This is a genomic window from Variovorax sp. CAN15 (assembly GCF_030462475.1).
Classification (GTDB): domain Bacteria; phylum Pseudomonadota; class Gammaproteobacteria; order Burkholderiales; family Burkholderiaceae_C; genus Variovorax.
Map to the genome: position 1 here is coordinate 103,043 of NZ_JASMRZ010000009.1, position 12,488 is coordinate 115,530.

The 12,488-nt window shown below is 67.2% G+C and carries 12 protein-coding genes; 1 reads left to right on the forward strand and 11 read right to left on the reverse strand.

The genetic code is table 11. From position 1 onward, the window contains the following. Positions 1-21 precede the first annotated feature (21 nt). From QMO14_RS09725 to QMO14_RS09775, 11 genes are all read right to left on the reverse strand, one after another. Positions 22-522 carry a (2Fe-2S)-binding protein gene (locus tag QMO14_RS09725; protein ID WP_301506486.1) on the reverse strand — a complete coding sequence of 167 codons (501 nt, stop codon included), beginning with the start codon at positions 520-522 and terminating at the stop codon, positions 22-24. Continuing rightward, positions 500-1,660 carry an ABC transporter substrate-binding protein gene (locus QMO14_RS09730; protein WP_301506488.1) on the reverse strand — a complete coding sequence of 387 codons (1,161 nt, stop codon included), beginning with the start codon at positions 1,658-1,660 and terminating at the stop codon, positions 500-502. The genes QMO14_RS09725 and QMO14_RS09730 overlap by 23 nt, the downstream gene beginning before the upstream one ends. A gap of 53 nt (positions 1,661-1,713) precedes the next feature. After that, positions 1,714-2,439, reverse strand: a complete 726-nt coding sequence (pncA, locus tag QMO14_RS09735; protein WP_301506490.1) for a bifunctional nicotinamidase/pyrazinamidase — start codon at positions 2,437-2,439, stop codon at positions 1,714-1,716. A 28-nt stretch (positions 2,440-2,467) separates the two neighbouring features. Continuing rightward, entirely contained in the window at positions 2,468-3,202 is a 735-nt protein-coding gene (locus tag QMO14_RS09740; RefSeq protein ID WP_301506493.1) for an ABC transporter ATP-binding protein, read from the reverse strand. After that, positions 3,199-3,987, reverse strand: a complete 789-nt coding sequence (locus tag QMO14_RS09745) for an ABC transporter ATP-binding protein (protein ID WP_301506495.1) — start codon at positions 3,985-3,987, stop codon at positions 3,199-3,201. Before QMO14_RS09745 ends, QMO14_RS09740 begins: the two co-directional genes overlap by 4 nt. Continuing rightward, positions 3,984-5,924 (reverse strand): ABC transporter permease, encoded by a 1,941-nt coding sequence (locus QMO14_RS09750; protein ID WP_301506497.1) that lies wholly within the window; start codon positions 5,922-5,924, stop codon positions 3,984-3,986. Before QMO14_RS09750 ends, QMO14_RS09745 begins: the two co-directional genes overlap by 4 nt. A gap of 148 nt (positions 5,925-6,072) precedes the next feature. Next, entirely contained in the window at positions 6,073-7,278 is a 1,206-nt protein-coding gene (locus tag QMO14_RS09755) for an ABC transporter substrate-binding protein (RefSeq protein WP_301506499.1), read from the reverse strand. Positions 7,279-7,357: 79 nt separating this feature from the next. Further along, positions 7,358-7,945: an amino acid synthesis family protein gene (locus tag QMO14_RS09760; protein ID WP_301506501.1), complete on the reverse strand. Its 588-nt coding sequence runs from the start codon at positions 7,943-7,945 to the stop codon at positions 7,358-7,360. A 157-nt stretch (positions 7,946-8,102) separates the two neighbouring features. After that, the gene (locus QMO14_RS09765; RefSeq protein ID WP_301506502.1) at positions 8,103-8,744 is read right to left on the reverse strand and encodes an amino acid synthesis family protein; all 642 of its coding nucleotides are present in this window, start codon (positions 8,742-8,744) and stop codon (positions 8,103-8,105) included. A 21-nt stretch (positions 8,745-8,765) separates the two neighbouring features. After that, on the reverse strand, positions 8,766-9,683 hold the full coding sequence (locus QMO14_RS09770; protein WP_301506504.1) for a UPF0280 family protein: 918 nt from the start codon (positions 9,681-9,683) through the stop codon (positions 8,766-8,768). A 2-nt stretch (positions 9,684-9,685) separates the two neighbouring features. Beyond that, the gene (locus tag QMO14_RS09775; protein ID WP_301506506.1) at positions 9,686-11,299 is read right to left on the reverse strand and encodes a 6-hydroxynicotinate reductase; all 1,614 of its coding nucleotides are present in this window, start codon (positions 11,297-11,299) and stop codon (positions 9,686-9,688) included. Positions 11,300-11,623: 324 nt separating this feature from the next. Here QMO14_RS09775 and QMO14_RS09780 point away from each other — a divergent pair, with 324 nt between their 5' ends. Further along, positions 11,624-12,397, forward strand: a complete 774-nt coding sequence (locus QMO14_RS09780) for a ferredoxin--NADP reductase (protein WP_301506508.1) — start codon at positions 11,624-11,626, stop codon at positions 12,395-12,397. Positions 12,398-12,488 lie beyond the last annotated feature (91 nt).

Sequence of the window (12,488 nt, forward strand, 5' to 3'; positions counted from 1 at the left end):
AGAGGGGACAAGACCAGCGGCTCATGGGTTCGGCTCCTCGCGCATGCGCACCGCCGCGCGCTGCACCGCGTCGAGGATCTCGATGTGCGTGCCGCAGCGGCACAGGTTGCCCGACAGCTCGCTGCGGATGCGCGCCTCGCTGGCTTGCGGGTCGCGCGCGAGCAGCGCGGCGGCCTGCATCACCATGCCGTTGAGGCAGTAGCCGCACTGCGCAGCCTGCGCTTCCTCGAATGCGGCCTGCACCGGGTGCCACTCGCCGCGCGAGCCCAGCCCTTCGAGCGTGGTGATGGCGCGCCCCGCCACGCCGTGCGCGGGAATCACGCACGAGCGCGCGGCCACGCCGTCGACGTGCACGGTGCATGCGCCGCACTGCCCCAGCCCGCAGCCGTACTTGGGGCCGTTCAGCCCCAGGTCGTTGCGCAGCAGGTGCAGCAACGTCGCCTCGCGCGGCACGCCTGCTATCGATTGCGCCCGGCCGTTGACCAGCAGGCGCAGCGGCTCAGCGCCGCAGCTGGCCGTCACGGGTGTACATCTCCAGATCGACGAAGGTCGAGCCGTTGTGGTTCTTCGCGCTGTACTCGATGGGGAAGTCGCCGAAACGCGTGCTGCCGATGCTCTCCAGCCCGGCGATGAAGCCGTCGCGCGTGAGCGTCTTGCCCGCGCGGCGCAGGCCCTCGACCATCACGCGCGCGACGATGTAGCCCTCCAGCGCGGTGTAGCTGTCGATCTTCTCGCCGAACTCGGCGCGGTCGCGCTGGTAGTCGGCCACGATGGGCACGCGCAGCGCCTGCGGCGGCGGCACGATGCTGGCCGTGACCAGTCCCGCGAGCTTGCCTTCGAGCCGCTTGGCGGACCCTGCCGCGTCGGTGATGCCGACGGAGAGCGTGTACAGCGGCGCGCCCACGGCGTTCGCGCGGTAGTCGCGCATGAACACTTCCACCATGCGCCCGGCCATGATCATCACGACCGCGCCCGGCTTCGCGTCGGCCAGGCCGGTGGCGACCTGCTTCGCGTCCTCGGCCGCGATGGCCAGCGGGAAGGTCTTGAGCACCTTCACCTTGTAGTCGGCGGCGAGCTCCTCGCAGGTGGCGAGGTTCGATTTGCCGAAGGCGCTGTCCTGGTAGACCACCGCGATCGACTGGATGCCGATGGTCGAGAGGTGGCTGATGATCTTGCGCAGCTCCAGGTCGTAGCCCGCGCGCACGTGGAACAGGTAGCGGTTGACCTTGGTGCGGAACGAGGTGGTGCCCACCAGCGGCGCGAACATCGGCACGCCGGCTTTTTCCGCGAGCGGCATCGCCGCCGCGAGGTTGCCGGTGGCCACGTAGCCGGTGAGCGCGAAGACCTTGTCTTCATCGATCAGCCTGGCGGTGTTGACGGCCGTCTTCGCGGGATCGTAGGCATCGTCGTAGGTGACCAGCTCGATCTTGCGGCCATTCACGCCGCCCGACTTGTTGACCCGGTCGAAGTAGAGCTTGATGCCCGCGCGGTAGTCGATGCCGAAGTCCTTGGCCGGTCCGCTGAACACGGCCGACTGGCCAATGCGGATGATGGTGTCGGTCACACCGTTGTCCGCGCGCGCCGTGCGCAGCAGGCCGGGGCCGAGTGCAAGGGCAGCGGCGCTCGCCACCATGGCACGCCTTGAGATCGAGGGCTTCATGCGTCGTGGGTTCCGTATTCTTGTTGCTCTTTCCGACTTGCGCGGATGCGCGCTCAGGCGGTCTGGATGTCCGCCGACTGGATGCGCTTGACGCCTTTGGCCGTCATCTGCTTCCAGGCCGCGGCCAGCGAGCCGTTGAGGTCGATGCCGCGCGTGGCATCTTCGATCACGTAGGCCTCGAAGCCGGCCTTGCGCGCATCCATGGCGGTCCACGCCACGCAGAAGTCGGTGGCAAGGCCGGTGACGAACACGGTCTTGATGCCGCGCGCCTTCAGGTAGCCGGCGAGGCCCGTGGCCGTCTTGTGGTCGGCTTCCTCGAAGGCCGAGTAGCTGTCCATGTCCTTGTGGAAGCCCTTGCGGATGATGAGCTGCGCGGTGGGCACCTTCAGCTCCTTGCCGAGCGCCGCGTCGTCGGTGCCCTGCACGCAGTGGTCGGGCCACAGCACCTGCGTGCCGTAGCTGAGCTTGGTGGTCTCGAAGGGCTTCTTGCCGCTGTAGGTGCTGGCGAACGATGCATGGCCCGCCGTGTGCCAGTCCTGCGTGACGACGATGTTCTGGAACGCGGGAGCCAGCGCGTTGATGACCGGAATGACTTCGTTGCCGCCCTTCACCGCCAGCGTGCCGCCGTCGAGAAAGCAGTTCTGCACGTCGACCACGATCAGCGCGGCCCTGTCGCCGGGCTTGATCTTGCCCGCCGCGAAGGCGTTGAAACCGACACTGCCGAGGCCGCCGGCCAGCCCGAGGGCTGCGGCGGATTTCACGAGGGTTCTGCGATGCATGGCGTGGACTCCAGGGGTTGAAGAAAAATCAGACGCTGAGGTAAGCGCGGCGCACTTCGTCGTTGGCCGCAAGCTCGGCCATCGTGGCGTGATAGCGGATCTGCCCCTTCTCGAGCACATAGGCGCGGTCGGACACCAGCTCGGCGAAATGCATGTTCTGCTCCGACAGCAGGATGCTCACGCCCTGCGCCTTGAGCTCCAGGATCATGTTGGCCATCTGCTCGACGATCACCGGCGCCACGCCTTCGGAAGGCTCGTCGAGCAGCACGAGATAGGGGTTGCCCATCAGCGTGCGCGCCACGGTCAGCATCTGCTGCTCGCCGCCGCTCATGCGCCCGCCCGGGCGATTGGGCATCTCGCCGAGATTGGGGAACAGCTTGAACAGGCGCTCGGGCGTCCACAGCGGCGCGTCGGTGCCGTCGGCCCAGCGGCGCGCTGCCTGCTTGCCGACTTCGAGGTTCTCCATCACCGTGAGGTCGGTGAACACGCGCCTGTCTTCGGGCACGAAGCCCAGGCCCAGGCGCGCCGCGTGATGCGGCTCGCTCTTGGAGATGTCGTGGCCCAGGAAGCGCACCGCGCCGCGGCGCTTGGCGAGCATGCCGATCAGCGCCTTCAGCGTGGTCGACTTGCCCGCGCCGTTGCGGCCCATGAGCGCGACCACTTCGCCGCGACGCACGTCGAGGTCGACGTCATAAAGAATCTGCGCGGCGCCGTACCAGGCGCACAGGGCCTTGGCCTGCAGCAGGGGTTCCCGGGTGCTCATGCGGCTTCTCCAACGGCTGCTGCCTTCTTCTCGAATGTCTTGCCCGTGCCGAAGTACACCTCCTGCACCTTGGGATGGTCGCGGATCTCCAGCGGCTTGCCCTGCGCGATGAGCCGGCCGCGCGCCAGCACGATCATGCGGTCGGCATATGCGAACACCACGTCCATGCTGTGCTCGGTGAACAGCACGGCCATGCCGCGCTGGATGACGAGGTCCTTGGTCAGCGCCATGAGCGAGTTGCGCTCCTTGGGCGCCATGCCGGCGGTGGGCTCGTCCATCAGCAGCAGCTTGGGCGAGTTGGCCATCGCGATGGCGAGCTCGACGCGCTTCACGTCGCCGTAGGCCAGCACGCTGCAGGGCCGGTCGGCCTGCGACTTCATGCCGACCTGGTCGAGCAGCGCCAGCGCTTCCTCCCGCTTGTGGTCGGCGGCGCGGCGCCAGGTGGAAAAGAGCTTGCGGTCGTGCGACAGCAGCGCCATCTGCACGTTCTCGACCACGGTGAGCGAGGCGAAGGTCTCGGCGATCTGGAAGGTGCGGCCCACGCCCATGCGCCAGATCTCGCGCGGCTTGCGGCCCACGAGTTCCTGGCCGTCGAGTGTGATGGAGCCCTGGTCGGCCTTCAGCTGGCCGTTGACCATGTTGAAGGTGGTGGACTTGCCGGCGCCGTTGGGTCCGATGAGCGCGAGCAGCTCGCCGGGCGGCAGCTCGAAGCTGATGCCGTCCACCGCCTTCACGCCGCCGAAGGACTTGCCGAGGTTCTCGACCTTGAGGAGCGTCGTGCTCATGCCTTCACCTCCTCGAGCTTGGCCTTGGCTTCGGCCTTTGCCTCGTCTTCGGCCCTGGGCCCTCGCCAGCGATCGGCAAGCTGCTTGATCGAGCCCGCGATGCCCTGCGGGAACAGCAGCACCAGGATCAGGATGATGGCGCCGAGCATCGCGCGCCAGTAGTCGGTGTTGCGCGCCACGGTGTCGTGCAGCCAGGTGAAGGTGACGGCGCCGACCACCGGGCCCGCGAGCGTCTGGATGCCGCCGAGCAGCACCATCACGAGGCCGTCGACCGACTTGCCGACCGATAGCGTCTCCGGCGAGATGCTGCCCTTCGAGAATGCGAAGAGCGCACCCGCCAGGCCCGCTACGGTGCCGGCGATGATGAACGCCACCCACTGCATGCGCTTGACGTCGATGCCGATGGCGTCGGCGCGCAGCACCGAGTCACGGCCCGCGCGCATCGCGTAGCCGAAGGGCGAGAACAGCACGCGCCGCAGCCACCACACGCCCGCGCCCACCAGCACCAGCGTGAGCCAGTAGTAGGCCTGCTTGTCGGAAAGCCACTCGGAGGGCCAAACGCCCGTCAGGCCGTTGCTGCCGCCGGTGAAGCTGTCCCACTGGTAAGTGATGGCCCAGGTGATCTGCGCGAAGGCCAGCGTGAGCATGGCAAGGTACACGCCCGACAGCCGCACCGCGAACCAGCCGTAGACGAAGGCGCCGAGCGCGGCCACCAGCGGCGCGACGATCAGCGCAAGCTCCATCGGCAGGTGCAGCGCACGCACCAGCAGCGCGGCGCCGTAGGCGCCGAGTCCGAAGTAGGCGGCATGGCCGAAGGAGTGCATGCCGGCCGGGCCCATGATGAAGTGCAGGCTGGCGGCGAACAGGGCCGCGATCATCAGGTCGATCATCAGCACCGTGGTGTAGGGCGAGTTCACCGTCAGGAACGGCAGCACCGCCAGCACCAGCGCGAACACGGCGGCGGCCACCACATAGGCCTTGCCCGGGCGGCGCAGCGGCTCTTCCTGCATGCCCACGTAGCGGCTGGGCGCCTGCGGCCGGCCGAACAGGCCCCACGGGCGCCACACCAGCACGATGGCCATCACGAGGAAGTCGACCATCAGCGTGAGCTTGGAGAACGACACGTCGATGCCGAAGATCTGCACCACGCCGAGCCAGATGCACACGGCCTTGATCTCGGCGATGAGCAGCGCGGCCATGTAGGCACCAGGCAGCGAGCCCATGCCGCCCACCACCACGACCACGAAAGCGGCGCCGATGGTGTTCAGGTCCATCTCGAGCGTGGCGGGTTCGCGTGGCAGCTGCAGCGCGCCGCCGAGGCCCGCGAGCAGCGCACCCAGCGCGAACACGGCCGTGAAGAGCCAGGCCTGGTTGACGCCCAGCGCGCTGACCATCTCGCGGTCCTGGGTGGCGGCGCGCACCAGGGTGCCGAAGCGCGTGCGGGTGAGCAGCAGCCACACGAGGCCGAGCACCACCGGGCCGACGACGATCAGGAACAGGTCATAGGAAGGAAACTGCCGCCCGAGGATTTCGACCGAGCCCCTGAGGCCTGGCGCGCGCGGTCCGAGCAGTTCGTCGGGGCCCCAAAGCCACAGCACCGCGTCCTTGATGACGAGCACCAGCGCGAAGGTGGCCAGCAGCTGGAACAGCTCTGGCGCCTTGTAGATGCGGCGCAGCAGCACCACCTCGATGATGGCGCCGAGCACGCCCACCGCCAGCGCGGCGATCAGCAGCGCGGGCCAGAAGCCCAGGCTCGAGCCCAGCTTGTCGACGAGCGTGTACGCGAGATAGATGCCCACCATGAAGAACGAACCATGGGCGAAGTTGACGATGCGCGTCACGCCGAAGATCAACGAGAGCCCGGCCGCCACGAAGAAGAGCGAGGACGCGCCGGCCAACCCGTTGAGCAACTGAACAACAAAACCTGAAAAACTCATCAAAGATCCTTTGCTCGCCCCCAGGCTTGCCCACTTCGTGTGGCCGCCCACCCCCTACCGGGGGCAATACCTGCGGCCCGGCAAAGCCGGTTCCGCGGTATTCCTGGAATGGTCCGCTTTGGTATAGGTGTCAGGGGTTGGCTTGCGCTCAGTCTGCTGGGCGCATCTTTTTCACTTCGTCGTCGGACGGCTGGAACTTCGCGCCGTCGAGGTAGACGTAGTCGACCATCACACCCTTGCCGCCGTCGTTCTTGGTCTTGCCGACGTAGGCGCCCATGGTGGACTGGTTGTCCTGCGCGCGGTAGCTGATCTTGCCGAAGGGCGTGTCGACCTGCAGGCCCTTGAAGGCGGCCACGAGTTTTTCGGTGTCTGTGCTGCCGGCCTTCTTGATGCCGGCCGCTATCGAGTGGATGGCGCTGTAGCCGACCACCGAGCCCAGGCGCGGATAGTCCTTGAACTTGGCCTGGTAGGCATCGAGGAAGGCCTTGTGCTCGGGCGTCTTCACCCCATACCACGGGTAGCCGGTGACGACCCAGCCGTTGGGCGCCTCGTCCTTCAGCGGGTCGAGGTACTCGGGCTCGCCTGTCAGCACGCTCACCACCTCGCGGTCCTTGAAGAGGCCACGCGTGTTGCCTTCGCGCACGAACTTGGAGAGGTCGGCGCCGAAGAGCACGTTGAAGATGGCGTCGGGCTTGGCGTCGGCCAGGGCCTGCACCACGCTGCCCGAATCGACCTTGCCCAGCGGCGGAGCCTGCTCGGCGACGAACTCCACGTCGGGCTGCGCGGCCTTCAGCAGCGTCTTGAAGGTAGCGACCGACGACTGGCCGTATTCGTAGTTGGGGTACACGAGCGCCCAGCGCTTCTTCTTGAGCTTGGCGGCCTCGGGCACCAGCATCGCGACCTGCATGTAGGTCGAGGGACGCAGGCGGTAGGTGTACTTGTTGCCGTTGCTCCAGACGATCTTGTCGGTGAGCGGCTCGGCGGCGAGATAGAAGAACTTCTTCTGCTTGGCGAAGTCGGTCAGCGCCAGGCCCGTGTTCGACAGGAAGGCACCGGCCAGCACGTCGACCTTTTCGCGCGAGATGAGTTCTTCGGCCACGCGCACCGCGTCGCCGGGGTTGGCGTTGTCGTCGCGGCTGATGAGCTCGATCTTCTTTCCGTTGATACCGCCCTTGGCGTTGATCTCGTCGACCGCGAGCTCCATGCCCTTCTTGTAGGGCTCGAGGAAGGCGGGCTGCGCCTTGTAGCTGTTGATTTCGCCGATCTTGATCACGCCCTGCGCATGCGCGGGAACAAGGGCGGTGGCCAGCGTGACGACGGAAGCGGCGCAGAAAACATGGCGCAATGGATTCATCGAGAAGCTCCTAGGGGTTAAGGCAGAAAGAATTCGAGTTGTATGGGCGCGAGGCTCTGGCTGGACGATGCGGCGCTACTCAGCGCAGTCCATCTTCGCCCTTGATCTCGGAGACCTGCAGGCCACCGATGCGCGGCAGCGGACGGCCGCTGTCGGTGACGGCCACCGCCACGACGATCTCGTTGGCGCGCGGCGCGTCGCTCACGCGGGCTTCCACCGCGTCGAAATGGCTGCGCACGAAGGCGGCGTCCTTGTGGCCCAGCGGCACGTCGATGGCGGTGCCCAATGTGCCCTGCTTCTTGGCCGAGGGCACGAGCGCCGCGCCCTTCTCGACCGCCACGCGCAACGGTGCGCCCAGCTTGGGATGCAGGATGGCGGCGGCATGTTCGAGCTCGCCGCGCTCGCCCACGATGGCGGCCTTGCCGTAGCTCTGCGCCTGGCCGGGCTCGATGCCCAGCGCCTTCACGGCCTTCTGGCCCAGCAGCGCGCCGAGTTCCTCGCCGATGGCGATGAGCTCGTCGAGGTTCTCGCTGTAGCGGCCGGCATAGGGGTTCTCGATGACGGCGATGGCGACGGCGCGGCGCGTGGGCGGCGTGATGTCCTGGCCCATTTCCTTGCGGGTTTCATCGACCTGAATGACGAGCTTGCGGATGTTGGCGGTAGTCATTGGCACACCCCCAGGCTGCGCGCACTGCGTGTCGCTACGCCAACCCCCTTGCAGGGGGCAACACCTGCGGCCCGGTAAAGCCGGTTCCGCGGTGTTCTTGAATCGATGAGGCCCAGGTTGGTTTGCGAGGAGTTGGTCATGGTCATAGTCCTTTTTTTCAGCGCAGGCCGTCCCACTTGCTGATGTCTTTCGCGAGCAGGCCGCCCACGCGGGCATGGATGCGATAGCCCGTGCTCATCGCGAGGATGAAGACGATCTCGTCGGCCGCCGGCGCGCCGGGTACGCGCACCTCGATGGCATCGAACTGGCCGCGCACGTAGCTGGCGTTGATGTTGGTCAGCGGCACGTCGAGCGCGGCGCCGGGCGGGCCGACCTTCTTGGTCGAGGGCACGATCGACAGCGCGTTGCCGGGCTGGCCGGTTTTCTCTTCAGCCTTGCCAGCGGTGTACGCGGCACGGCTGCCTTTCCAGCCGAGCAGTTCGCGCATCGCGTAGCCGCCGGGCACGTGCCACAGCGCGCCATGCTCCAGCTCGCCGTCGGCGCCGACGATGGCGCCCTTGCCGTAGGTAGCGATCTGCTCCAGCGGCACGTCCATGGCGGCGTGCAGCCGGTGCGCCATGTCGACGCCCACAGGGTCGAGCAGCGCCATCATCGGCAGGATGTCGGGCTCGTAGCGGCCGGCGAACGGATTGGTCAGCACCGCGCCGATGGCACCACGCACCAGCGGGGTGTCGGCGCGCGGTCCGAACTCGTGGTGGATGTGCTCGACCTGGGTGAAGACGCGGCGGATTTCGATCATGAAAAAGAACCTTGCTTTTCGTTAAGCAAATACTGAACCAACGGATTTCGGCGACTCTGCATCGAGCGCCTTCGAGCATAAGGGCTCGACAAGTCTCCACTGCCCCTGGCAAACGAGTAGAGCGGCCCACACGAGCCCTCCTTTTTGCAGGACCTTGGCGCATATCGCGCCCGTATCGAGTGCGCTGCGCACCTGCGCGGGGGCCAGCGTGGGCACGTCGACGGTGACGAGGGTGTCGCCCAGGTCGCTGTCGTCCTTGCACTCGTTCGCGGGGCGGCGCGCGATGGCCTCGTCGTCCACGTCGACGGCGTTGGCGATCACTGTCGCGGCGGCATCGGCCTGCGCTGCGGTGGCGGCCAGCACCGTCACGCTGTCGGCGATACCCAGCGAGAAACTGCGCCCGCGCCAGCCGCTGGTGGCGACGCCGCGCACGGGCTGGTCTGCGCGCAGCTCGAACTGGCCGTCGGTGGTGAGGATGCCGCCCTCGCCGGCCAGATGGCTGCGCAGGTCGAAGCGCGCGATGTCGGCGAACACACCCACGCGCGCGGACTGGCCGGGCGCGAGATGCAGCGCGATGTCGCCGCCATTGTTGATCCACGCACGCTCGATGCCGGGGCGTTCGTAGAACGCGATCAGCTCCTGCGCGACCGAGCCGGCCACCGCCGCCATCGGCGTGATGAAGGTCGGCGAGAACGCCGCGCATGCGTCCCACATGCGGCGCGCCACCACGTTGCGCGGGCGCATCCTGTCGGTGACGGGCAGGCGCAGCAACGGCAGCTCGCGCACCAGTTCATCGAGCACGTGGACGAAGCGCGCCCATGCCGCGTCGTGCGCCGCACCCACGGCATACGGATCGCCGTGCGCCTCGGCCACGATGTCGATCGGGCCGTGGCTGAAGTGCCAGCGGCTCTTGTCGAGCGCACTGCGTTGGGCGGACATGATCAGCCCAGCATCGGGGCGTGGCCCAGGGGCCACGGGTTGGAGTCGTCCACCGCGAGCCATTGGCGCGCGAGCGGCGCGCCGTCTTCCTGCCATGCACCGCGCGCGAGCGCCTGCTCGAGCGGGAAGATGTGTTCCATGTGGCCACCGAGCGCCTCGTAGTCGTCGCGCCGCATGCTGAACTCGATGGGCGCGACGATGGCCGGCGTGGGCACGGTGCCGAAGCTGTTGTCGGGCATGCGCATGACGTCGGCCATCACGGTGATGCCGCCGCCGGGCCACACATAGGCCGGCGCGCCGCCGCAGGTGACATTGACCAGCGCGCGCTTGATGGCGCGCGTGAGCAGCACCGGGTTCTCGGTGACGCCCGCGCGCAGGCTGCCGCCCGCACCACCGAGGAACAGCACGGTGCACAGCGACGGTTCGCAGTTCTCGCCGATGCGGTCGACGATGCGTTTCACTTCCGGCGGCATGGGCTGTTCGACGGGCTTCAGTGCATCGTCGAGCACGTACCACTGCGCGTGCTCGCCGGTGGTCGACGTCATGAGCAGGCGCAGGCCGGGGCGGGCGACGCCCTCTTCCCAGCCTTCGATGATCGCGAGCGGATCGGCGATGTCGGTGCCGCCCCAGCCGTTGCCCGGATTCGCCACCTGGAAGTAGCGCCCCGGCGTGGACTTGCGGCCCAGCATCTGGATGCCCGAAGGCGCCATGTCGAGGCAGCGGCCGGCCTGGTGCTCGGTGAGCACGCCGGTGATGTGGTCGTCGACCACCACCACTTCGTCGGCCACGCCGGCGAACTGGCGCGCGAAGATGCCGACCGCGGCCGAGCCGCAGCCCACGCGCATGCGCTGCTCTTCCACGCCGTTGACGATGGGCGCCCTGCCAGCCTGGATGACGAGGGTGGAGCCACCGTCGATGGTGCACTCCACCGCCTTCTTGTTGCCCAGCAGCTGCATCAGCTCGGCCGTCATGCGGCCTTCCTTCTTGCTGCCGCCGGTGAGGTGGTGCACGCCGCCGAGCGAGAGCATCTGCGAGCCGTATTCGGCCGTGGTCACATGGCCCACGACCTCGCCGCGGTAGCGCACGTTCGCCTGCTCGGGGCCGAGAAAGCGGTCGGTATCGATCTTCACCTTGAAGCTGCAGTAGCTGAAGATGCCTTCGGTGACGACGGTGACCATGTCGACGCCCTGGGCCTTGGAAGCCACGATGAAGGGCGCGGGCTTGTAGTCGGGATAGGTGGTGGAAGAGCCCACGCCGGTGACGAAGACTTCGTCGGCGTGCAGCAGGTCGCCGTTCCAGTCGGGGCTGGCGGGGGCTTCCTCGGCGCCGGGGCGGTTGAAGGGAACCAGCGCGGGCTTCTCGCTTTCGACCGTACGGCGCAGCAGCACGACGGGATCGACGCGCACCAGCACGCCTTCCTTGTTGGCATAGCGGTCGCAGGCGCCGGTGCGGCCGTCGGAGATCTGGCACAGCACCGGGCAGGCGTTGCACTCGACCTTCGCCGTGCTCATGCGCTCGTTGCGCAGCGGCGCCTTGCCGAAGGCACTGCTGCCGGCTTCGGCCACCACGGGCATGTCCATGCCGGGGAGGCCATCTGTCTTGGTGTGTTCTGTCATCGGGGCGATCTCGTGGGCGTTCGGTGGTGTGCAAGGGGGCAGATCCAGGCTGCCGGGGTTTGCAACAAACGTGCCGCCCGCCTGCTTGTGCATCGACTGCCGTTTGTGTAGCATTCCCTACACTTTCATGTTGCATTCACTACATCAAAGGTCAATGTAGCAAACGGGCCCGATGCTTGCAATGGTGTTTTCTCGCGGTGTGCATCGGGGTTTCTCCGACCAACGACAATGGAGGGTTCGGAGCCGGCCGGCGGCTTGCGCCCCAAAGGCGTGCACCCAGGCTCAGCCAACCTCCCCTGTTACCAACCAACTCTTGAGTTCCGTATGAGTGCATTCAGCGAAGAACGCGTCCTGAGCGTCCACCACTGGACCGATCGCCTGTTCACCTTCACCACCACGCGCGACCCGGCGCTGCGCTTCTCGAACGGTCATTTCACGATGATCGGCCTGAAGGTCAACAACAAGCCGCTGCTGCGCGCCTACAGCATCGTCAGCCCGAACTACGAGGAGCATCTCGAGTTCCTGAGCATCAAGGTGGAAGACGGCCCGCTGACCTCGAAGCTGCAGCACATCCAGGTGGGCGACACCATCATCGTGGGCCGCAAGCCCACCGGCACGCTGCTGATCGACTACACGCTTCCGGGCAAGCGCCTGTACCTGTTCGGCACGGGCACCGGCCTCGCACCGTTCATGAGCATCATCCGCGACCCGGACACCTACGAGAAGTTCGAGCAGGTCATCCTGGTGCACGGCGTGCGCCAGGTCGACGAGCTGGCCTATCACGACCTCGTGACCGACCACCTGCCCAAGCACGAGTTCCTGGGCGAGATGATCGCCAAGCAGCTGCTGTACTACCCCACGGTCACGCGCGAGGAGTTCCGCAACCAGGGCCGCATCACCGACCTGATCGAGAGCAACAAGCTCACCGACGACCTCGGCCTGCCGCCGCTGAATGTCGAGGAAGACCGCGTCATGCTGTGCGGCAGCCCGGGCCTGCTGGTGGACCTGAAGCACATTCTCGAGAAGCGCGGCTTCAAGGAAGGCAACACAAGCACGCCGGGCGACTTCGTCGTCGAGCGCGCCTTCGCCGAAAAGTAATGAAGGCCCCCCGGCTTTTCACTCGCTGTGCTCGTGTAACTCCACCCCCCGTGGGTGAGGCGCGGTCCGCCTTGGGGCGGCCCGGCGGCGA

What these genes read in the sequence shown, in the direction of transcription:
- QMO14_RS09730 (WP_301506488.1), bottom strand. Translation starts at nt 1,660, where the DNA reads ATGAAGCCCTCGATCTCAAGGCGTGCCATGGTGGCGAGCGCCGCTGCC.
- pncA (WP_301506490.1), bottom strand. Translation starts at nt 2,439, where the DNA reads ATGCATCGCAGAACCCTCGTGAAATCCGCCGCAGCCCTCGGGCTGGCC.
- QMO14_RS09740 (WP_301506493.1), bottom strand. Translation starts at nt 3,202, where the DNA reads ATGAGCACCCGGGAACCCCTGCTGCAGGCCAAGGCCCTGTGCGCCTGG.
- QMO14_RS09745 (WP_301506495.1), bottom strand. Translation starts at nt 3,987, where the DNA reads ATGAGCACGACGCTCCTCAAGGTCGAGAACCTCGGCAAGTCCTTCGGC.
- QMO14_RS09750 (WP_301506497.1), bottom strand. Translation starts at nt 5,924, where the DNA reads ATGAGTTTTTCAGGTTTTGTTGTTCAGTTGCTCAACGGGTTGGCCGGC.
- QMO14_RS09755 (WP_301506499.1), bottom strand. Translation starts at nt 7,278, where the DNA reads ATGAATCCATTGCGCCATGTTTTCTGCGCCGCTTCCGTCGTCACGCTG.
- QMO14_RS09760 (WP_301506501.1), bottom strand. Translation starts at nt 7,945, where the DNA reads ATGACTACCGCCAACATCCGCAAGCTCGTCATTCAGGTCGATGAAACC.
- QMO14_RS09765 (WP_301506502.1), bottom strand. Translation starts at nt 8,744, where the DNA reads ATGATCGAAATCCGCCGCGTCTTCACCCAGGTCGAGCACATCCACCAC.
- QMO14_RS09770 (WP_301506504.1), bottom strand. Translation starts at nt 9,683, where the DNA reads ATGTCCGCCCAACGCAGTGCGCTCGACAAGAGCCGCTGGCACTTCAGC.
- QMO14_RS09775 (WP_301506506.1), bottom strand. Translation starts at nt 11,299, where the DNA reads ATGACAGAACACACCAAGACAGATGGCCTCCCCGGCATGGACATGCCC.
- QMO14_RS09780 (WP_301506508.1), top strand. Translation starts at nt 11,624, where the DNA reads ATGAGTGCATTCAGCGAAGAACGCGTCCTGAGCGTCCACCACTGGACC.